This window comes from Blautia massiliensis (ex Durand et al. 2017) (assembly GCF_051861785.1).
Taxonomy (GTDB): Bacteria; Bacillota; Clostridia; order Lachnospirales; family Lachnospiraceae; genus Blautia_A; species Blautia_A luti_A.
In genome coordinates this window covers 1084903-1104419 of the sequence record NZ_CP146725.1, presented here as the reverse complement: position 1 = coordinate 1104419, position 19517 = coordinate 1084903, and the positions used below count along the sequence as shown (strand labels likewise).

24 protein-coding genes and 3 pseudogenes are annotated in these 19517 nt (G+C 42.0%); 20 read left to right on the top strand and 7 right to left on the bottom strand.

Annotated features, from left to right (window positions below; all coding sequences use genetic code 11):
• The first annotated feature begins 8 nt into the window (after positions 1–8).
• The 8 genes and pseudogenes from V9W66_RS05355 (at position 9) to V9W66_RS05320 (ending at position 5367) form a co-directional block, all read left to right on the top strand.
• Positions 9–737, top strand: coding sequence for a LytR/AlgR family response regulator transcription factor (locus V9W66_RS05355; protein ID WP_243121854.1), 729 nt, complete (start codon positions 9–11; stop codon positions 735–737).
• On the top strand, positions 734–2053 hold the full coding sequence (locus tag V9W66_RS05350) for a sensor histidine kinase (protein WP_144096302.1): 1320 nt from the start codon (positions 734–736) through the stop codon (positions 2051–2053). Before V9W66_RS05355 ends, V9W66_RS05350 begins: the two co-directional genes overlap by 4 nt.
• Before the next feature lie 288 nt (positions 2054–2341).
• Positions 2342–2770 carry a 50S ribosomal protein L13 gene (gene rplM, locus V9W66_RS05345; RefSeq protein ID WP_021650595.1) on the top strand — a complete coding sequence of 143 codons (429 nt, stop codon included), beginning with the start codon at positions 2342–2344 and terminating at the stop codon, positions 2768–2770.
• A 16-nt stretch (positions 2771–2786) separates the two neighbouring features.
• Positions 2787–3179 carry a 30S ribosomal protein S9 gene (gene rpsI / locus V9W66_RS05340; protein ID WP_059086106.1) on the top strand — a complete coding sequence of 131 codons (393 nt, stop codon included), beginning with the start codon at positions 2787–2789 and terminating at the stop codon, positions 3177–3179.
• A gap of 903 nt (positions 3180–4082) precedes the next feature.
• The gene (locus tag V9W66_RS05335) at positions 4083–4385 is read left to right on the top strand and encodes a tyrosine-type recombinase/integrase (protein WP_242978806.1); all 303 of its coding nucleotides are present in this window, start codon (positions 4083–4085) and stop codon (positions 4383–4385) included.
• A gap of 120 nt (positions 4386–4505) precedes the next feature.
• Positions 4506–4634 (top strand): annotated as a pseudogene (locus V9W66_RS05330) (ABC transporter ATP-binding protein); the annotation flags it as partial.
• 134 nt (positions 4635–4768) lie between these two features.
• On the top strand, positions 4769–5071 hold the full coding sequence (locus tag V9W66_RS05325) for a hypothetical protein (protein ID WP_144096304.1): 303 nt from the start codon (positions 4769–4771) through the stop codon (positions 5069–5071).
• Complete coding sequence (locus V9W66_RS05320) at positions 5068–5367, top strand: CD1845 family protein (protein ID WP_144096306.1); 300 nt, start codon at positions 5068–5070, stop codon at positions 5365–5367. The genes V9W66_RS05325 and V9W66_RS05320 overlap by 4 nt, the downstream gene beginning before the upstream one ends.
• A 72-nt stretch (positions 5368–5439) precedes the next feature.
• On the opposite strand, the gene V9W66_RS05315 is transcribed toward V9W66_RS05320, so the two are convergent.
• A complete protein-coding gene (locus V9W66_RS05315; protein ID WP_144096308.1) occupies positions 5440–6852 on the bottom strand; it encodes an ATP-binding protein in 1413 nt (470 codons plus the stop codon).
• A 126-nt stretch (positions 6853–6978) separates the two neighbouring features.
• Between V9W66_RS05315 and V9W66_RS05310 the strand changes: the two are divergent.
• Positions 6979–8388: pseudogene (locus tag V9W66_RS05310) on the top strand (relaxase/mobilization nuclease domain-containing protein).
• 273 nt (positions 8389–8661) lie between these two features.
• Here V9W66_RS05310 and V9W66_RS05305 read toward each other — a convergent pair.
• Together V9W66_RS05305 and V9W66_RS05300 are read right to left on the bottom strand one after the other, a co-directional pair.
• Positions 8662–9018, bottom strand: coding sequence for a helix-turn-helix domain-containing protein (locus V9W66_RS05305; protein WP_144096310.1), 357 nt, complete (start codon positions 9016–9018; stop codon positions 8662–8664).
• A 113-nt stretch (positions 9019–9131) separates the two neighbouring features.
• Complete coding sequence (locus V9W66_RS05300; protein ID WP_439362872.1) at positions 9132–9386, bottom strand: helix-turn-helix transcriptional regulator; 255 nt, start codon at positions 9384–9386, stop codon at positions 9132–9134.
• A 212-nt stretch (positions 9387–9598) separates the two neighbouring features.
• Between V9W66_RS05300 and V9W66_RS05295 the strand changes: the two genes are divergently transcribed.
• The 5 genes from V9W66_RS05295 (at position 9599) to V9W66_RS05275 (ending at position 12968) form a co-directional block, all read left to right on the top strand.
• On the top strand, positions 9599–10060 hold the full coding sequence (locus tag V9W66_RS05295; protein ID WP_144096315.1) for an RNA polymerase sigma factor: 462 nt from the start codon (positions 9599–9601) through the stop codon (positions 10058–10060).
• Positions 10057–10788 (top strand): hypothetical protein, encoded by a 732-nt coding sequence (locus tag V9W66_RS05290; RefSeq protein WP_144096317.1) that lies wholly within the window; start codon positions 10057–10059, stop codon positions 10786–10788. The genes V9W66_RS05295 and V9W66_RS05290 overlap by 4 nt, the downstream gene beginning before the upstream one ends.
• Positions 10764–11462, top strand: a complete 699-nt coding sequence (locus tag V9W66_RS05285; RefSeq protein WP_144096319.1) for an ABC transporter ATP-binding protein — start codon at positions 10764–10766, stop codon at positions 11460–11462. Before V9W66_RS05290 ends, V9W66_RS05285 begins: the two co-directional genes overlap by 25 nt.
• The gene (locus V9W66_RS05280) at positions 11459–12706 is read left to right on the top strand and encodes an ABC transporter permease subunit (protein ID WP_144096321.1); all 1248 of its coding nucleotides are present in this window, start codon (positions 11459–11461) and stop codon (positions 12704–12706) included. Before V9W66_RS05285 ends, V9W66_RS05280 begins: the two co-directional genes overlap by 4 nt.
• A 73-nt stretch (positions 12707–12779) precedes the next feature.
• Complete coding sequence (locus V9W66_RS05275; protein WP_144096323.1) at positions 12780–12968, top strand: cysteine-rich KTR domain-containing protein; 189 nt, start codon at positions 12780–12782, stop codon at positions 12966–12968.
• 124 nt (positions 12969–13092) lie between these two features.
• Here the strand turns inward: V9W66_RS05275 and V9W66_RS05270 are convergent, their stop codons facing one another.
• Positions 13093–13320, bottom strand: a complete 228-nt coding sequence (locus tag V9W66_RS05270) for a hypothetical protein (protein WP_186290135.1) — start codon at positions 13318–13320, stop codon at positions 13093–13095.
• 155 nt (positions 13321–13475) lie between these two features.
• Between V9W66_RS05270 and V9W66_RS05265 the strand changes: the two genes are divergently transcribed.
• Positions 13476–13889: a sigma-70 family RNA polymerase sigma factor gene (locus V9W66_RS05265; protein ID WP_144096326.1), complete on the top strand. Its 414-nt coding sequence runs from the start codon at positions 13476–13478 to the stop codon at positions 13887–13889.
• A gap of 145 nt (positions 13890–14034) precedes the next feature.
• Here the strand turns inward: V9W66_RS05265 and V9W66_RS05260 are convergent, their stop codons facing one another.
• Complete coding sequence (locus tag V9W66_RS05260; protein WP_055056202.1) at positions 14035–14562, bottom strand: PadR family transcriptional regulator; 528 nt, start codon at positions 14560–14562, stop codon at positions 14035–14037.
• 214 nt (positions 14563–14776) lie between these two features.
• Here V9W66_RS05260 and V9W66_RS05255 point away from each other — a divergent pair, with 214 nt between their 5' ends.
• The 4 genes from V9W66_RS05255 (at position 14777) to V9W66_RS05240 (ending at position 17353) form a co-directional block, all read left to right on the top strand.
• A complete protein-coding gene (locus V9W66_RS05255; RefSeq protein ID WP_117529597.1) occupies positions 14777–16153 on the top strand; it encodes an MATE family efflux transporter in 1377 nt (458 codons plus the stop codon).
• A 69-nt stretch (positions 16154–16222) separates the two neighbouring features.
• Entirely contained in the window at positions 16223–16747 is a 525-nt protein-coding gene (locus tag V9W66_RS05250; protein ID WP_117441392.1) for a PadR family transcriptional regulator, read from the top strand.
• On the top strand, positions 16744–17166 hold the full coding sequence (locus tag V9W66_RS05245) for a YjdF family protein (protein ID WP_144096328.1): 423 nt from the start codon (positions 16744–16746) through the stop codon (positions 17164–17166). Before V9W66_RS05250 ends, V9W66_RS05245 begins: the two co-directional genes overlap by 4 nt.
• 1 nt (position 17167) lies before the next feature.
• Positions 17168–17353 (top strand): cysteine-rich KTR domain-containing protein, encoded by a 186-nt coding sequence (locus V9W66_RS05240; RefSeq protein ID WP_144096329.1) that lies wholly within the window; start codon positions 17168–17170, stop codon positions 17351–17353.
• Between the two features lie 124 nt (positions 17354–17477).
• Here V9W66_RS05240 and V9W66_RS05235 read toward each other — a convergent pair whose 3' ends face one another.
• Complete coding sequence (locus V9W66_RS05235) at positions 17478–17642, bottom strand: hypothetical protein (protein ID WP_186290134.1); 165 nt, start codon at positions 17640–17642, stop codon at positions 17478–17480.
• A 219-nt stretch (positions 17643–17861) separates the two neighbouring features.
• Here V9W66_RS05235 and V9W66_RS05230 point away from each other — a divergent pair, with 219 nt between their 5' ends.
• Positions 17862–18278, top strand: coding sequence for a sigma-70 family RNA polymerase sigma factor (locus V9W66_RS05230; protein WP_144096331.1), 417 nt, complete (start codon positions 17862–17864; stop codon positions 18276–18278).
• Between the two features lie 215 nt (positions 18279–18493).
• Here V9W66_RS05230 and V9W66_RS05225 read toward each other — a convergent pair.
• Positions 18494–19498 (bottom strand): annotated as a pseudogene (locus tag V9W66_RS05225) (IS110 family transposase); the annotation flags it as partial.
• Between the last annotated feature and the right edge of the window lie 19 nt (positions 19499–19517).

The window sequence follows — 19517 nt, the reverse complement described above, 5'->3', positions numbered from 1 at the left end:
TAGTTTTCATGGGGGTGAAGGCAGCGATGGTCCGCATTGCGGTAGTGGAAGACAGTGAGCAGGACAGAAGGGAACTTCTGGACTGTCTTCACAGATACGAAAAAGAACAGAAACTGAAATTTTCCATAGAGGAATTCCAGGACGGAGAGGATATTGTTACCGGATATTCCGCAGATTATGATTTGCTTCTTATGGATATTGAGATGACTTTTATGAATGGAATGAAGGCAGCGGAGAAGATCCGGGAGCTTGATAAAGATGTGGAGATCATTTTTATCACCAATGCACCTCAGTATGCTATACAGGGATATAAGGTGAATGCACTGGATTACATGCTGAAGCCGATCTCCTGGTTCTCTTTTTCTGAGAGTATGGGAAGAACTCTTTCCCGTGTAAAAACATCTGCCAGGGAGTATATCACCATTTCTCTTAAGGGTGGGAAACAGAAGCTGGATGTGGCGAAGATCTGTTACGTGGAGGTGCAGGATCATCTTCTGATCTATCATACAACAGAAGGGGAATACAGCACCAAGGGGACTATGAAGGACGCAGACAGCCAGTTTGATCCTGCGAAGTTTTTCCGGTGCAACCGGTGTTATCTTGTGAATCTGGAATATGTGGAGAATTATGTGGGAAGTGATGTGTGCGTAAACGGCGATGTGATTCAGGTCAGCCGCAGCAGACGGAAACCTTTTTTTGACGCGTTAAATGAATATCTGAATGAGGTGGGCAAATGAATGCAGGAGAGGTGTTGAACACACCTGGTTATTACTACGCCATAGCTTATGCCATGTCAGGGCTTGTGATCGCAGGCTCCAATGAGAAGAAATTAAGAGGATGGAAGCTGGGAGTGGTAAGCTGCGTTCAGTTTGCCCTCCTTTTGTTATTTATGACATGGACCCATGGAGTTGGAGAGGCATTGTTCCTGCCGGCTATGGTGGTGATCATCGGACTGATGTACGGGTATATTTATATATGTAATTGTTTTACAGTGCGGGAAGCAGGATTTTTCTGTGTGAAAGCATTTATAAACGGAGAGTTTGCGGCTTCTCTGTGCTGGCAGTTTTTTTATTATATCCATGAGTTGACAGAGTGCAGGTTTGTGTGGCAGTGGGTGATCATGGCAGTGGTTTATCTGGTACTGTTCGGGCTGCTTTTTCTTATTGAGCGTTATCTTAAAAAAGATATTGAAGAGCTGAATGTGACCCAGCGGGAGCTTCTGGTTGTAGTGATCATTGCGGCTGCTGTTTTCGGAATGAGTAATTTAAGTTATCTGGATCAGAACGGACTGTTCAGCGGACGCTTTGCCATGGATATTTTTATCATCCGTACTTTGGTAGACTTAAGTGGAATGGCTGTGCTGTATGCTTATCATATCCAGGTAAAAGAGATACAGCTCCGCCTGGAAAAAGATGCTCTTCGCAATATCATGGAGATGCAGTATAAGAATTATCAGCTTTCCAGAGAGAGCATAGATGTGGTCAATCAGAAATATCATGACCTGAAGCATCAGATCAATCTTCTGCGAAGCCAGGCAGATACAGGAAAGACGAAAGAATATCTTGACAAAATGGAGCATGAGATCAAGGTTTATGAAACCCAGAACAAGACCGGCAACCAGATCCTGGATGCAGTTCTTACCAACAAGTCCATGGTGTGTCAGAAGCGTGAGATCGAACTGAAAGTGATCATGGAAGGACAGAGTCTTTTGTTCATGGATGACATGGATATCAGTGCACTGTTTGGAAATATGCTGGACAACGCTATTGAGAGTGTCAGCAGGCAGAAAGAAAAGGAAAAACGTCTTATCTGGCTTTATGTTTCCAAGGAAAAACAGTTTGTGCGGATCAGGACAGAAAATTACTGTGATGAGAAGATTCAGTTTCGTAACGGTATGCCTGTAACAAACAAAAAAGATAAGAGACTTCATGGATATGGTATGAAGAGTATCTGCGCGATTGTGGAGAAATATGGTGGATCTACAGTGGCTGGTCAGAGGGATAACTGGTTTGAACTGAAGATCCTGATCCCGGTCAGTGGGAAGAAGGCATAAATACAAGACTCAGTGATCAGCGTTAAGAAAAAAGAGAATTGGAAATATCGTGAATTTTGTTGAAAATTACAGGAAAAAACAGTTGACAGGCAAGGTGCCTTATAATATAATAAATCAATGTGACGTAGTGCGAAGATGCTTGAGCCAATAGCCCCGGCGACGGCATTTTATCAGCGGTTTCGGACATTTCCGCGATTTATTTTGCACCCGCGTTTCCATTTACTTTTTTTCGCGGAAGTACCGCGGTTTGAGAAACATTATCGTTGATAAATAACAGGAGGTAGGACCATGCAGACTTATATGGCTAATCCGGATAAAATCGAAAGAAAATGGTATGTAGTTGACGCAGAGGGTTGCACTCTGGGACGTCTGGCATCCGGTGTTGCAAGTGTTTTAAGAGGAAAGAACAAACCTCAGTTTACACCGCACGTTGACACAGGAGATTATGTAATCGTTGTAAACGCTGATAAGATCAAAGTTACAGGCAAGAAGCTTGAGCAGAAGATTTATTATAACCACTCCGACTATGTTGGTGGAATGAAAGAAACCACATTAAAAGAAATGTTAGCAAAGAAACCTGAGAAGGTTATCGAGCTCGCAGTTAAGGGAATGCTTCCGAAAGGACCTCTTGGAAGAGCTATGAACAAGAAACTTTTCGTATACGCAGGACCAGAGCACAAACATGAGGCTCAGAAGCCTGAAGTTTTAACATTTTAATAGGAGGTAGAAAACATTGGCTAGCGCAAAATTCTACGGAACAGGAAGAAGAAAGAAATCAATCGCAAGAGTTTACCTGGTACCTGGAACAGGTAAAATCACTATCAATAAAAGAGACATCGATGAGTACTTCGGACTTGAGACTCTGAAGGTTATCGTTCGTCAGCCACTGGCTTTAACAGAGACAGAGGGTAAATTCGACGTGATCGTTAATGTTCACGGCGGTGGATACACAGGACAGGCTGGAGCAATCCGTCATGGTCTTTCCAGAGCACTCCTTGAGGCAGACAAAGACTACAGACCAGCTCTTAAAGCTGCTGGATTCCTTACACGTGATCCACGTATGAAAGAGCGTAAGAAATACGGTCTCAAAGCAGCTCGTCGCGCTCCGCAGTTCAGCAAGCGATAATCGACTGCTCAGACTATATCAAAATGGTTCAAACACCCCGGAAAATCAAGGCTTTCCGGGGTTTTCTTATACCTAAACGGGTGACAAAAGTTTGACCTCATTTGACCAAATGAGAGCCGTTTTCACCCAATTTTTAGTGGTTAAATATAGGACAACCGGCAAAAATGGGGTCAAAAAACGGCCTTAGTGGTTAAAAAATAGGACAACCAGAGAACAATTTCGGGGGTATTTTTGAGGGCGATTTTGGCACTCTCAGACACCGGATTTTCGCTGGAGGGTTTGGCATAATCTGACCAAATCTGAACAATTAAATACGATTCTAATGCAGGTACTCAGTAACAAATAACAGGGTGCTTTTTTTGTTTCAGAGATTCCGGCATTAGAAAGGGCCGTCACTTTATGATTTTGAAGTGGCGGCTTTTTCGTGTGCCAGGCATGGCACAAGTCTTACGGGTGAAAGTCCCGTCACAGGTATTTACCGCCAAGTGTAGCGAACCACAAGCCGAAGACAGCAATGTTTAGGGTGAGGAAGTGGTGTAGCAAAACCGTTGAGCCTACGAACAGAAACTGGATATGAGACTAAATGGCGGGAAAGATTGCGAAACAAATCGAAGCCCAAAAGGTAAACGTAACGCCAAGAGAGTAAATCCAGAGGTCGTGCGGTGAAAGACTTGTGTCTTACCTTGGGAGGCCTAGGTAGCGTACAACTTGTACGTGCGATAAAAAGTTCATACCTAGGAGTCAGCTGAGACCATAGTATCCCGAAGCACCAATGGGAAAAGGGTCTAATGTCAATATATTGCAAATCGCTGTAAGCAAGGTTAGAATAATCCGAAATCAAAGATATGCTTAACAAGTGGAAACGTATGTCTACGGAAGCAAAAGGTAGAGGGGATAGTATCTGTGATAAAAGCCGCTGATGAAACAGAACCTCGGGAGGTTGCAAGAAACATGCATCTGGCGCTACCTGTGATATTTCGTATTCTCTATGGCTGTGGACTTCGTGTGTCTGAAGTTGTTGGTCTTCGCTATAAGGATGTAAATCTCGAAGATGGGATTCTTACAATCCGTGAAGCCAAAACTGACCGTGACCGTTATATCCCATTATCAGACTCTGTGAAAGAAGCTTGTATCGGAAGTTGGGAAAGGCTCAACCTTTTCTGTTTTCCTGCTCCGAAAGTAGCGCCGACACGCCCCAAAAATTGAAATGTCACAGACTTGTGACATTTGGGGCCGAATTTAGCGGAAATTTTTTGTGGCTTGTGACATTTCTGTGAGGTTTGGTCGTTACAATGGGTTTATCAAAAAGAAAGGATGGTGTTCTTTATGAGAATTTTGCAAACGACTGAACTGAAAAAATATTATGGCACAGAGCCGGACATTACCAGAGCCTTGGATGGTGTGACCCTCTCCATAGAAACTCTCCAAACTTTCATAACAGGGATAGATACTCCATTTGCGGAGGGAGGAACGGCGTTTCTTCGCCGCACCTTCCTCCGCTATTTCTTTTTGTCTGTATCCTTGTCTTTTGCCTGTCCGCACCGGATAATATGAGTAGAATAAGAAGCGTAGTAAAGGAGTGAAAACAGATGCTGACCTTTGAAAAGGTGCTGGAGATTTTTACGGATTACCTGACCGCAGACGAGACCATAGAAGTTTATATCAGCCGCCATGGATGTGTAAGAGTTGAATTTGACCAAGATTTTCACTATTGCTCTGGCGAGGTGTGTCATACTCCCAAGGAACTGTTCGACCTCTTAGCCGATGATTACCGGACTTATCTGGAGATTGAACTGACCAAAGGAAAACGGGAAGTGACGGAAGATGATGAGAGAGAAGCGGATGCCCTGTGCAAACGGCATCTGGAGCGTTGGAGGGAGGAACTGGAATGAAGATTTTGAAATGCTTGCTGATGATTGTAACTGCACCGGTCATTTTGGTGTTGACGCTTTTTGTCTGGCTCTGCATGGGGCTGATCTACATATCCGGTCTGGTGATTGGTCTGCTCAGCACGGTAATTGCTCTGCTTGGCGTGGCTGTGCTTATTACCTATTCCCCGCAGAATGGTGTGATTTTGCTGGTTATAGCTTTTTTGATTAGCCCGATGGGATTGCCGCTTGCGGCGATCTGGCTGTTAGGTAAGGTGCAAGATTTGAAATTTGCGATCCAGGATTGGATGTATGGGTAAATGATGTGAATATAATCAGGAATGAAAAGAAGCAGGACAATGGGAGATGAGACCCAATGCCCTGCTTCTTGGTTATTTGGAATGAACGGTAGTGTATTTCTGGTTTTTGCTTTTGGGTTTGTCTGGAAACATCATTTCAAGTTTACCAGAAGATAATAAAGGCTTGAGGTAATATTTGCTGAAGTGAGAACGGCTGGAAACATCAATATATGCTTGCATTTCATCTCGACTTTTAGGGTCTGCACAAAATTCCAATAGCAAGTTTTGTTTGCTGATCACAGATGTATCATGTGCGGCATCATGTGCTGTATCATGTGCGGAAGCACCGCACATGTTGTAGTTTACATTTTTCAAGATGACTCTGAAATCTGTCGCTGTTGAGGAAAATTCAGGCTTATATGCCGCTGTGTATCCAGGCAGCTTTTCAGTTTCACTGACGATTTTGCGTAGGCCACTTCCACGGCGTTCCATGTACTTCATGCGGTGGAACAGGTCAGCAATCACAGGGTTTCGTCGCATGGAACGGATACTGTAAATATCGTATTCCTGAATTGTGCCGCCGCCAAACATACCGCCCGGAGATGTGATTTCCACCCGATCATCAAACATATCAATATGGATTTCGCTGCCAAGCACAATATAATCACGATGGATAAGCGCATTGACAAGAGCCTCTGTCACAGCTCGTTCAGCATAATCCGGCTTGTCTACACGATACTGTGCCTCTTTGACAAAACGGACTTTGGAATTATTGCGAATAAATTCACTGCCGCTTTTCAGTAGATAAATCAGATTCCCTTCGTATTCTTTATCGTCCAATGCATCATCAAAGATAGAGCCTTTTTCCAAGCCATTCCACCGGGTACAGAACATACGAGAGTTATAAACCGTGTGCTGATCGGTCATGAGTTTTCCGGCATTGGTCAGGAGTCCATTTTTATCAGTCAAACCAAAGGAAACATAATCGGATGGCTCAAAGCGGAGACCGGTCCGTTCCAGATAGGTTGCTTCCAGAAGTGTAAAGCTGTAATCCTTTTTTACCGCGTCTGTTGTTAGGGTATCAAAGGACTGATTGGTTCCCTTTAAGATCAATTCATTCACAATGTAATCCGGTGCAATTACACTTTCGTTTCCAACACGGATATATGCTTCCATCACGCCGTCTGCCTTGTAATAATATGGGGTGCTACGGCCGGGAGAAACCTCCAGAGCTAATAGATTTTTACCATCTTCCTGTAATGGTTTTAAGATAAACTGAGGTAATGGTGTGATTCGTTCTTTAATTAAGCGGCTGATCGCCTCAGCATCCTTTTGAACATCGGACAAGCCGATAGGTTTCCGGTCATCAGAGATTCCGAAAAACAGAGTGCCGCCGATTCCATTGGAAAAGGCACTGACACTTTTTAACCAGCTTTTTGGCTTTTTTATTTCGAGAGCAACTTTGAAATCACATTCTGTTGCTTCAGCAATGAGCTGTTCTATCATAGAAATCCCTCCTTTGAGGTTGTAGAAAGTTCTTTTTTATTATACCCAGCGGAGAAAGTTATTGCAACGATAGAAGCAAAGAGTTCAGCGAAAACAAAAATATTTATGAGAGGAGGGCCTTCTATTATGGCAACTACAAGAATCATGCCGCTTCATGTCGGCAAAGGCCGCACAGAGAGTCGGGCGATCAGTGACATCATCGACTATGTGGCCAATCCAAAGAAAACAGATAACGGCAGGCTCATTACCGGCTATGCGTGTGACAGCCGGACTGCGGATGCAGAGTTCCTTCTGGCAAAGCGGCAGTACATTGCCGCTACCGGACGAGTGCGTGGTACAGATGATGTGATCGCCTATCATGTGCGCCAGTCCTTCCGCCCTGGTGAGATTACCCCGGAAGAAGCAAACCGACTGGGCGTAGAATTTGCAAAGCGTTTTACTAAAGGCAATCATGCCTTTGTGGTCTGCACTCACATAGGCAAGTCGCACATTCATAATCACATTATCTGGTCATCGGTCAGCTTAGAATATGACCGGAAATTCCGAAACTTTTGGGGCAGCACCAAGGCGGTTCGCCGGTTAAGTGATACAATCTGCATTGAAAACGGACTGTCCATTGTAGAGAATCCGAAACCTCACGGAAAGAGCTATAACAAATGGCTGGGCGATCAGGCAAAGCCCTCTCACCGAGAGCTGCTTCGTGTTGCGATTGACAACGCATTATCACAAAGTCCTGCTGACTTTGAAGAACTGCTGAAGCTGTTGCAAGAGTATGGTTGTGAAGTTTCAAAGCGCGGAAAATCGTATCGACTGAAGCTCCCGGTTGGGAGAAAGCAGCCCGTATGGACAGCTTGGGCAGGATATGGATTGGAAGATTTACAGGCAGTTCTTTCTGGGAAGAAAACGCATACCCCACAAAAGAAAACAGTCACACAGGCAGAGCCGCCGAAGATCAATCTGCTGGTGGACATTCAGGCAAAATTGCAGGCTGGAAAAGGTGCTGGCTATGCTCGATGGGCTAAAGTTTTTAATCTGAAACAAATGGCGCAGACCATGAATTACCTGTCATAGAACAATCTGCTGGAGTATGCGGTTTTGGAAGAAAAGGCTGCGGCTGCCACGGCACATCACAATGATCTTTCGGCGCAGATCAAAGCGGCTGAAAAGCGCATGGCGGAGATCGCTGTTCTGCGTACTCACATCGTAAATTATGCCAAGACCCGTGAGGTCTATGTGGCATACCGCAAAGCGGGTTACTCTAAGAAATTCCGGGAGGAACATGAGGAAGAAATTCTGCTCCACCAGGCTGCTAAGAATGCCTTTGATGAGATGGGCGTCAAGAAGCTGCCAAAGGTCAAAGAGTTACAGACAGAGTACGCAAAATTGCTGGAAGAAAAGAAAAAGACTTATTCCGAGTATCGGCGTTTCCGCGAAGAAATGCGGGAGCTTTTGACTGCAAAAGTGAATGTAGATCGAGTGCTGAAAATGGAGGTAGAACAGGATGTTGAAAAAGAAAAAGACCACGGCCAGCGGTAAGCTGGTCCTGGTCAAAAGCGTTCGCAGGCACTGGACATCCGGGGGATGTCCGTTTAGTGCCGACCGGAGTGGAACGGAGACCGCGCAGCCACAGAATGAAATTCTGTGTTCAAAGGGGCTTGGGGCGCTGCCCTCAACAAGCAAGCAGAGAGGAAAATCACAAAGGGATTTTCTTCTCTGCGGGCCTGTGTGTATTAACACAGGCATTGTTTGCCTCTTTTCTCCAAAAATGAAAAGAACCAGTGAGAGAATCGTTAAATTTCACTCACTGGCTCAATTCGTTTCAAATTTCTCGGACAACTCTGTAAGTTCTTTCACCGTTTCCTGGGTGTGATGCAATAGGGTGTCACGCATTTCTGACGGACAGCTGGAATAAAGTATTTTCATCTGATTGACACCTTCATCTTCCAGAGAAATATCTGGATTTATAAGCGTATCTAAAGAGATGTGTAGAACCTTTGCCAATGCTCTTAAAATTAAATAGGAAGGATTCATTTTCCCCTTTTCAATATTGGCGATTTGCTTTACAGAAACATGGCTCAGATCCGCAAGCTCCTGCTGTGTCAGGTCTTTTTTCTTTCGGGCTTCCCGCATTTTTTGCCCCAAAGCAGTTAAATCATCAATCGGCATAATCGTTCACCTCAATAATATTGTATCGTTCCGGTTTATATGATGGAATGACCTTATTATGCCGACTAATAGGAATGATTATGCCGAAGTTAAACATTGCAAATAGATTTTTATTAAGGTATGGTTCCTTTATTTTTGGACGGGTAAAAGTATTGATCTACCGATATATCAAACATTGTGACCATCTGATAAAAAGTGTTAAGGCTTGGGTGCTGACCGTCATTTTCGTTATACATAATAGTACGGGGAGCCCGGTCAACAATATATGCCAGTTGCTCCTGTGTCATCCCGCTGGCCTCCCGAGCCCGCTTGATGGCAAGCCCTATATCGTGAAAATCAAATCGTCGTTTGTCTTGTTTTATCTTCATAACATCACCTAATGTAATTTTACAATTCATGTGATATTATTTGAACGATTTATATTTTCATACTTATGACTATTTAATTTCACTATTTGATGTTGATGCCAATATTCGTGAGAGTCACAATGTAAGTTAGGATTTTATGAAAAAACAAAATTTTGCCCGCACATTCCGGGGTACTTATCCGTTAAACATTATGAAAGGAGGTTTTGTGATACATGGACATCGAAGAACAATACGATAAAATATACCACTATTGCTATTTCAAAATATATGATAAGCAACTGGCACAAGACATTACTCAAGAAACTTTTCTTCGGTTCTATAAACAAGAATTAAATTTTGATAGTAGTAAACACTTACCTTATTTATATACGATTGCAAGAAATCTGTGCATTGATGAATTTCGAAAAAAAGCCATTGAAAGCTTAGAAAATTTTCAAGATGAAGCCATTTATGATCCTTACGAAGAATGGGTAGATAATTTGACTTTGCGAACCATTATTCAAAAAATGCCACTTGAAGAACAGGAGCTAATTTTTTTGCGCTATGTAAATGAAATGTCTATTACATCAATTTGTTCTATTATGGGTATCTCACGATTTGCTATTTATCGTAAGCTATCAAAATCTTTAAAATGGTTAAAACAAGAACTAAGAAAGGAGGGGTTTAATAGATGAATGGTCAGTTAAAACGAAATATTCAAAAAGCATTTAAGACCCCCGAACTAGATGAACAAAAAAAAGCTGAGTTTCTAAAAAAAGTTCCTCAACCCCCAATTAGTATGTGGCAATTTATATTGATACAAGCAGCCTATCTTAGAAAAAGAACATGTGTTTCCTCCTTGCTACTTTTGTTCCCTTCGGTAATAGGTGCTTGTCATATCGGCTATGAAACTTTGTGGATTACATCTGCTATTGTGCCATTTCTTGGATTGCTGGCCGTTGCCGAGAATAACCGTTCCATAACTTATGGAATGAGTGAATTTGAATTGTCCACACGCTTTTCCTTGAAAAGTGTGGTGCTTGCAAGAATGAGTATTTTGGGGGTGCTTGATTTTATTATTCTTGCTTGCCTTGTGCCGCTATGCTGGATTGGCAATAACTTTTCTTTTATACAAACTGGAACATACATTGTTGTGCCGTATTTACTAACTGTAAATCTAAGTCTGTGGGTAACGCGACATATCCATAGTCGAGAAGCTATTTATGGCTGTATGACTGTTGCTGTATTAGTGTGCGGGATAAATGTAGGGCTTCACTATATGGTAAGCGTGATATATACCCTTTCTTATTTTGGCTGGTGGCTTGCCTTTGCTTTTTCCTTGATTGGGATAATGGCACACGAAATATATTACACGATAAAACAAATGGAGGAATACTCATGGAATTGTCTATTGACAGATTAACAAAGCAATATCAAAACAAAATTGCTGTGGATCGTATCAGTTTGCGGTTGAATACTGGGATTTATGGATTACTGGGTGCGAATGGTGCGGGAAAAACAACTCTTATGAGAATGGTTTGTGGTATTTTGAAACCTACAAGCGGAACGATTACTTTTGATGGTATTGATGTAAGCGAGGAAAGGTATCGCTCTATGCTCGGTTATCTGCCCCAGGATTTTGGATATTATCCAGAGTTCACCGGGGAGGACTTTCTTTTGTATATGGCTGCACTGAAAGGGATGAGAAAACCACAAGCGCGACGAAAGACAGTTGAGCTTCTGAAACTCGTTTCTCTGCACGATGTCGCAAAGAAAAAAATTAAGACTTATTCTGGTGGTATGAAACAAAGACTTGGGATTGCCCAGGCATTACTTAACCAGCCTAAAATACTTGTTTTAGATGAACCAACAGCGGGTCTTGATCCGAAAGAAAGAGTCCGCTTCCGTGACTTGATTAAAGACTTGGGTAAAGATAGCATTGTATTGCTGTCCACGCATATTGTATCTGATATTGAGCATATTGCGGATGATATTCTGATGATGAAATCAGGCCAACTCATTTACCAGGGAAAATGGACAGATAAATCAGGAAATCTTGAAGAATTTTATCTGAAACAATTTGAGGAGATAGAATGATGAATAATATCGGCACTTTATATACTTATGAATTAAAAAAGATTGCAAACAGAAAACTTGTATGGATTGTTGGCATGATTATGATTGCTCTGTCTATGTTTTTAAGTGTAAGTGACTTAGTAACATCATCGTCTTATTACGGAGAAACATCTGTCAGTGCATATCAAGCTATGAAATTCAACAAAGATAACGCTGAGAAACTTTCTGGAATGGCTATCGATGATACGCTTCTGCGGGAAATGCAGGAAGATTGTGCAAACGAGAGCAAAGATCACACAAAAAGTCAAGCAGTTACATCTAACAACCAAATTGCTATTGATATCGGAGTCGGTTCTGACGATACTGAAAGTAGCGTTTTGAAGAAATATTTTCCTATTTATTCGTATGTGCAACAAATAACAGACGATGATAGTTTGACATTAAGCATAAATTCAAACGAATTGTATGCTATGCGAAAGAAACTAATTTCTGATAACCGTGCAGATCAGATGTTAAACGAAGATGAATACAATGATTGGAATAGCAAGGAAATTCAAATTAGTGAGCCGTTTATTTATGAGTATACAGATGGTTGGAGTAATGTATGGGAGTATGCTTATACAATAAACTATATGCTGCTTTTGTTGATCACAATCAGTCTTTCTAATGTGTTCTCAATCGAGTATTATAGAAAAACAGACGCAATCATTTTGTGCAGCCAGTATGGGAAAAAGCAACTATTTATTTCAAAAATTTTAGCTGGAATGACATTCAGCATAGCTTCGGCAATCATATTATTTGCCGCTACGCTTTTTTCCAGCCTCTTAGTGTATGGTACAGACGGATTTCATGCAGCACTACAACTTGCCTTTCCATTATCATCATTGAATATAAGCGTCGGCGGTTCTGTTTTAGTCTTGCTCGTTAATCTAATAGTAATATCAATGGTATACGGCAGTTTGATTATGCTTTTATCGGCGATATTGAAAAGCAATGTTGCTGTTATGGCAATTCCGGTAGGGATTATGATTTTGACTATGATGGTCGATATACCGTACCAGTTTAGATTGGCTTCACAAGTGTATGACTTATTACCAACAAACATACTCAACAAGACTGAACTGTGGGACGATAGACTGATTTGCATTTGGGGAAAATATTTTACAAACTTTCAAATTGCGCCATTCCTGTATGTGGTGTTTGCGATTCTGCTAGTCATTATCGGAATGGTTATCTATCAAAGGCATCAAGTACAGGCAAGATAAATTTGTTCTATGATGTATGTAGTTTTACACAACGATTTTATTTTAGAAATCGCACAAATAAGGAGATAAAGATTTGCTCAACGCTGAGTGGCTTCTATGCCCTATATGTAAGAATAAAACGCGAATAAAGTTACGATATGATACAGTGCTTAACAATTTTCCCTTGTATTGTCCAAAGTGCAAAATAGAAACTTTAATTCGTGTAAAACAATTCAAAGTGTTAGTTATCACAGAGCCAGACGCACAGACGCAGAGCCGATAATACACAAGGTAAATTCACTTGTGGTTATCGGTCCTTTTTTATTTCAATATACGACGAGAGCCTGCCCCGCCCAATGGGGAAAGAAAAAAACCGTAGCTGGGCAGGTTGATTTTGTGCGCTTACTCTACTTACTTTGGCGGCGGTTTTGAGAAATCAGAGCCGCCGTTTCTTTGCGTTTACACAAACCTATAACGACTTGCAGGGACACGGCAGCCGATTGGAGGTTATTTTGCCGTGTCTCGTTTGCTTTTTCAAAGCTCACATGATCTACATCAGTTAAAAAAAGCATTTCTCCTCCTCCGGGCAAGTATAACATTGCATCGGCATTATCGTTCCATGTAATTAAGTACAATCGTGGCTGCTCTTGGCGCGTCAGTTTTCCATCACGGAAACCTGGCGTTTTTTGTTGCCATTTTTTCGGAGATGATCCGATTGTCTGCCGGTGTCGGTCCCCGCCTCCATTCGATTCACCCGTCAATCACCCGTGAATCGAAATGGAGGTACATAATGAAGAAAATTAACCTTCGGGAACTTTATCCTGATATTTATACAACAGACTTTTTTGTAGATGTGACAGAGGAAGTAATGGAGACTATTCGAGCAGCTGAACGTGCGGAGGCTGCGTATGAGCGAAAAATGTATCGTTATAAAGCACAGTATTCTCTGGATTGCGAGAATGGCATTGAAAATGCGGTGCTATTGAAGCCGCAAACACCGGAGATGCTTCTGGAGGAAAAACAGTTTCAGGAGCAGGTCTATGCCGCTGTGATGAAGCTGCCGGAGAAACAGGCAAAGCGGATTTATGCCCGATACTATTTGGGAATGACGGTAAATGAAATTGCCGGAGTAGAGGGTGTAGACCAAAGCCGTGTCCGAGATAGTATCCGCCGTGGATTAAAGCAACTTGTAAAATATTTTTGATAAAAATTCATTTGATTCGCCTGTTTTTTGTCAGTGTTAATAAGAAGGTTATACCGATTTGAAGTGCGCTTATTAAGAAAACGCCAGATCCAGGGGCGTATCACCTCTGCATCTGGCGTTTTCTTATAGATTTGTACTTGCCTGTTTATCCAATATTCTTTTTTAATGAAGCAATCCATGCTTGGATTGCTTCCACCAGTACATACTGCTGACGCAAAACAGCCATACCTGTTGCGGGAATACTGGGTTCATTTTCTTTTTTCTGTATATTATGTTCCAGATAGGATTTTAAAGTACTAATATTTTCCTCAATTTCTGCTATGCACGATTTTTGTTTTTCAGGTGGCAAGGAATCCAAATTCACAATAACAGCGTTGAAGTCCAGAAAAATGTTAATAGGTTTTCCAGAAATCTCAAACATGAGCCGTTCAAATTCTGCTTCTCCGGCTTCCGTCAGGGAATAAATCGCTTTTTCTGGCATCTTCCCTTCCTTTACGATTTCGCCTCGGATTAGCCCCTTTTCTTCTAACTGAATGGCTTTTTTATAAATGGATGGAGTGCTGATTTTTACCCATTTGGATATGTTTCTATATTCTACTAACTTTTGAATATCGTAGGCGCTCATTGGCTCCTTTTTCAATATTCCCAACACGATTAAATCTATGGTTGCCATGTGGAATCACACCCTTTCACTATGCTTTCTGCATGAAAGAATACTGTCAAATTTACTATAAATTATAGTATTAGATTTTATACTCTTTGTCAAGATAAAACGCCTGACTTCTCTTGACATATACTATAAATTATAGTACTATGTTTTATACGGTAGTATACTATAATCTATACTACTATAAATTATACTTAAAGAAGCGAAAGGAGTATTAACAATGAATGAACGCAACAACAAACTTGAGCTTTTGGGTAGTGCGCCTATCCCAAAAGCGCTGATGGCTCTCGGCATACCGATTATGATTGGGATGTTGATCAATGCACTCTATAATCTGGTGGATGCCTATTTTGTGAGTGGCTTGGGCAAAAGTCAAATGGGTGCTATTTCTGTCGTATTTCCGTTGGGACAAGTCGTGGTTGGTTTAGGTCTTATGTTCGGTAACGGAGCCGCATCTTATCTGTCAAGACTATTGGGACGCGGAGATAAAGATACCGCCGATAAAGTGGCAAGCACCGCATTGTATAGCAGTATTCTGATTGGTGCTATTATCATCCTACTTTCTGCGATTTTCCTTAAACCAATTTTGGTGATGTTGGGCGCGACGGAAACAATTATGCCGTATGCCTTGACATACGCAAGAATTTATGTGCTGTCCTGTGTTTTCAATGTATTTAATGTAACAATGAACAATATTGTAAGTAGCGAGGGTGCAGCAAAAACGACCATGTGTGCCTTGCTATTGGGAGCCGTATTGAACATCGGATTAGACCCTCTTTTCATTTATACTTTGGACATGGGAGTAGAAGGTGCAGCAATCGCCACAGCAATTTCGCAAATGGTATCCACGCTTGTTTATCTTACCTATGTTTTGCGCAAAAAAAGCGTATTTTCGTTCAGCATAAAAGAGTTTTCTCCTACGAGGCAAATGATAACGGAAATTTTGAAAATTGGAGTTCCCACTTTGGTGTTCCAACTGCTAACAAGTCTTTCGATTGCGCTAATTAACCGCGCATCCAGCAATTATGGCGATTCGGTCATTGCAGGCATGGGGGCGGTTACGCGAGTTACTTCTATGGGAACTCTTGTTGTCTTTGGATTTCTGAAAGGGTTCCAGCCTATTGCTGGATTCAGCTATGGGGCAAAGAAGTTTGATCGCCTGCGCGAAGCAATCAAAACCTCAATCATTTGGTCTACAAGTTTCTGCTTAGTCGTAGGCTTGGTGATGGCCGTTTTTTCTACGCAGATTATCTCTCAATTTACTGAGGGAGATAATCAAATGATTTTAGTGGGTCAAAAATCACTGTTTGCAAATGGGATCACATTCATTCTTTTTGGTTTCTACACGGTTTACTCCTCTTTGTTTCTTGCCTTGGGTAAAGGTGCGGCAGGTTTCTTTTTGGGAGCATGTAGACAAGGTGTCTGCTTTGTTCCTGTCATTTTGCTGCTGCCTATGGTATGGGGAATGAACGGAATCCTATATGCCCAACCCATCGCAGATGTAATTTCCGTAGTAATCACTGTATTTATGGCGTTACACCTTCATCGGGAATTGTCTATGGCTGAAAAACAGGCTATGTCCAATTCGGAAATATAAGATACTTCTCCTTGACTTTTACTATCAACAATAGTACTATTGATAATAGTAAAAGTTGGAGGTGTAGTTATGTCGTCAATCGATTTAGTCATACTTGGTATTGTATTGGAAAAACCGCAAAGCGCCTATGACATTCAAAAGGATGTGGAGTACCACCATTTTTCCCGCTGGACAAAAATAAGCGTACCTTCTATTTATCGCAAGGTTCTCCAGTTGAGCGAAAAGGGTTATCTGCAAAGCGATATTGTCAAGGGCGATAAGTTTGCGGATAAAGCCATTTATTCTATTACCGATCAGGGCAGAGCGTATTTCAAGGAGCTGATGGCCTCTTATGTCGCTGGCCCAGTACCCTTGCTATTCGATTTCAATGTGGTCATTACCAATTTGAACAAGATGGACAAGGTCGAAGCGTTGGAGCTGGTTTCGGCTTTGCGCCAGAGCATACAGTCCTCGGCTGAATCCAACGAGGGCTATGCGCGGGAATTTACAGACATTCCTTTGGTTGGGAGAACGATTTTTGAGCAGCAGCAGCTTCTCTATCGCGCCCTTTTGGAATGGCTGGATCACTTTGAAGGGCAGTTCTTAAAAGAATGAGCACAGTCCTCCAAAGCACTTTGACCATCCTGTTTGAAGCTCCATTTTGGATCGGCCTATATGAAAGAAATGATAGCGGTAAGTACGAGGTATGTAAAATCACTTTTGGTTCAGAGCCCAAAGACTATGAGGTCTATGATTTTCTGCTGAAGAATTGGCATAAATTGAAATTCAGTCCCCCGATCCAGACCGAAGTAGCCATAGAGCGAAAAATCAATCCCAAAAAAATGCAGCGCGAAATTCAAAGTCAACTGCAAGATAAAGGCATTGGCACAAAGGCACAGCAGGCGTTGAAACTCCAGCATGAGCAATGTAAGCTGGAACGGAAAACCAAGAGCCGTGAGCAGAAAGAGGCTGAGAAAGACCGTCAGTTTGCCATACGGCAGGAAAAGAAGAAAGCCAAGCACAGAGGAAGATAACATGAAGATAGAATGGATTTTATGCCCCTTTTGCGGCAGCAAAACGCGATTGAAAATCCGCGGTGATACAGTACTGGAAAACTTTCCGTTATATTGTCCTAAATGCAAACATGAAACCCTGATTACGGTAAGAAAACTAAATTTATTCATCGTTCAAGAGCCAGACGCACAGACGCAGAGCCGATAATACACAAGGTAAATTCACTTGTGGTTATCGGTCCTTTTTTATTTCAATATACGACGAGAGCCTGCCCCGCCCAATGGGGAAAGAAAAAAACCGTAGCTGGGCAGGTTGATTTTGTGCGCTTACTCTACTTACTTTGGCGGCGGTTTTGAGAAATCAGAGCCGCCGTTTCTTTGCGTTTACACAATCCTATGACGACTTGCAGGGACACGGTAGCCGATTGGAGGTTATTTTGCCGTGTCTCTTTTGCTTTTTCAAAGCTCCCATGATCTACATCAGTTAAAAAAAGCATTGCTCCTCCTCCGGGCAAGTATAACATTGCATCGGCATTATCGTTCCATGTAATTCAGTATAATAATGGCTGTTCTTGGCGCGCCAGTTTTCCCTCACGGAAATCTGGCGTTTTTTGTTGCCTTTTTTTCGGAGATGATCCGATTGTCTGCCGGTGTCGGTCCCCGCCTCCATTCGATTCACCCGTCAATCACCCGTGAATCGAAATGGAGGTACATTAATGAAGAAAATTAACCTTCGGGAACTTTATCCTGATGTTTATACAACAGACTTTTTTATAGATGTGACAGAGGAAGTAATGGAGACTATTCGAGCAGCTGAACGTGCGGAGGCTGCGTATGAGCGAAAGATGTATCGCTACAAGGCCCAGTATTCTCTGGATTGCGAGAATGGCATTGAAAATGCAGTGTTGTTGAAGCCGCAAACACCGGAGATAGTTCTGGAGGAAAAACAGTTTCAGGAGCAGGTCTATGCCGCTGTGATGAAGCTGCCGGAGAAACAGGCAAAGCGAATTTATGCCCGATACTATTTGGGAATGACGGTAAATGAAATTGCCGAAGTAGAAGGTGTAGACCCAAGCCGTGTCCGAGACAGTATCCGCCGCGGATTAAAGCAGCTTGTAAAATATTTTCGATAAAATTTCATTTGATGCGCCTGTTTGTTGCCTTTTTTGTCAGTGTTAATAAGAAGGACAAGTTTTCCTCCTTCATCAGTACATTGCTACGAAAATAAAACTCGTAGCAAAAAACTGAACCTTGACAACAAATGTTTTCAACAATTATGAAAGCATCACTATAAAGCAGTCACAGTATTGGCTGCCTGTAGTGAGATATTGATCGTATTTAAGAAAGGCTAGCTTTGAGCTTCCACATGATAACCATGCTTTTCCAATTCCCGTATATAACGAGAAAGCTGTTTTTGTTCACAGTGCTTACGTCTTGTTTCAAAACAGGATTCGTCAAATAGAGTTCCTTGTTTTAACATTGTGTAGATGATGACAAGAAGTTTTCGGGCAAGTGCGACAATCGCTTTTTTTGCTCCTTTTTTCTGTTTGATTCTCCAGTACCATGCCGAAAGATAAGTGTTGCGTTTTCCTGCAATCACCCAGGCAATTTCGCAGAGCATACTTTTTATGTAAGGATTGCCTTTTGTGACAGAGGTGCTTTTTCGTTTTCCAGCACTTTCGTTATTACCTGGGCACAGACCGGCCCATGAGCAGATGTGTTCCGCAGTTTTAAACGGCTTCATATCAATACCGATTTCAGCAATAATTGCACAGGAAGCAGTTGTGCTTATTCCATAGATGCTATTCAACTGCTCAATCTGCAGGGCAAATGGAGCCATATCTTCCTCGAGACTCGTTTCAATTTCAGCAAGATGTTTCTTTAAAGAATCGTAATGAGTCATGAGAATCCTTAAAAATGCCTTTTGGTGTTCTGACAGTGTTCCGTTCACGGACATGAGAATTTCATCAATACGGTTTCTGGTCTTGGTTTTGAGACAAGAATCTAAAGCAGTTTTATCAATCTGCCCATGTTCAATTAAATGCAGAATGATGTTTCTACCCGAAGCGCCAAAAATATCAGAAATAAAGGATGATAGACGGAAGCCGGAACTTTGTAAAAATTTCTCAATCCTGTTCTTCTGTGATGTAATATCGCGGATGACACTCTTACGGTAACGATTTAGATCGCGGAATTCCCGAATTCTTTTTTCGGGAATAAAACTTCTGTTCAAAAGTCCGGCGCGAAGCAAGGTGGAAATCCATTCGGAATCCCGCATATCGGTCTTTTTGCCAGGAACATTTTTCATATGGCGTGCATTTACAACAAGTAGGGTAATGTCACCAGAGAAAGCATCAGTTGGACTTTAAGGC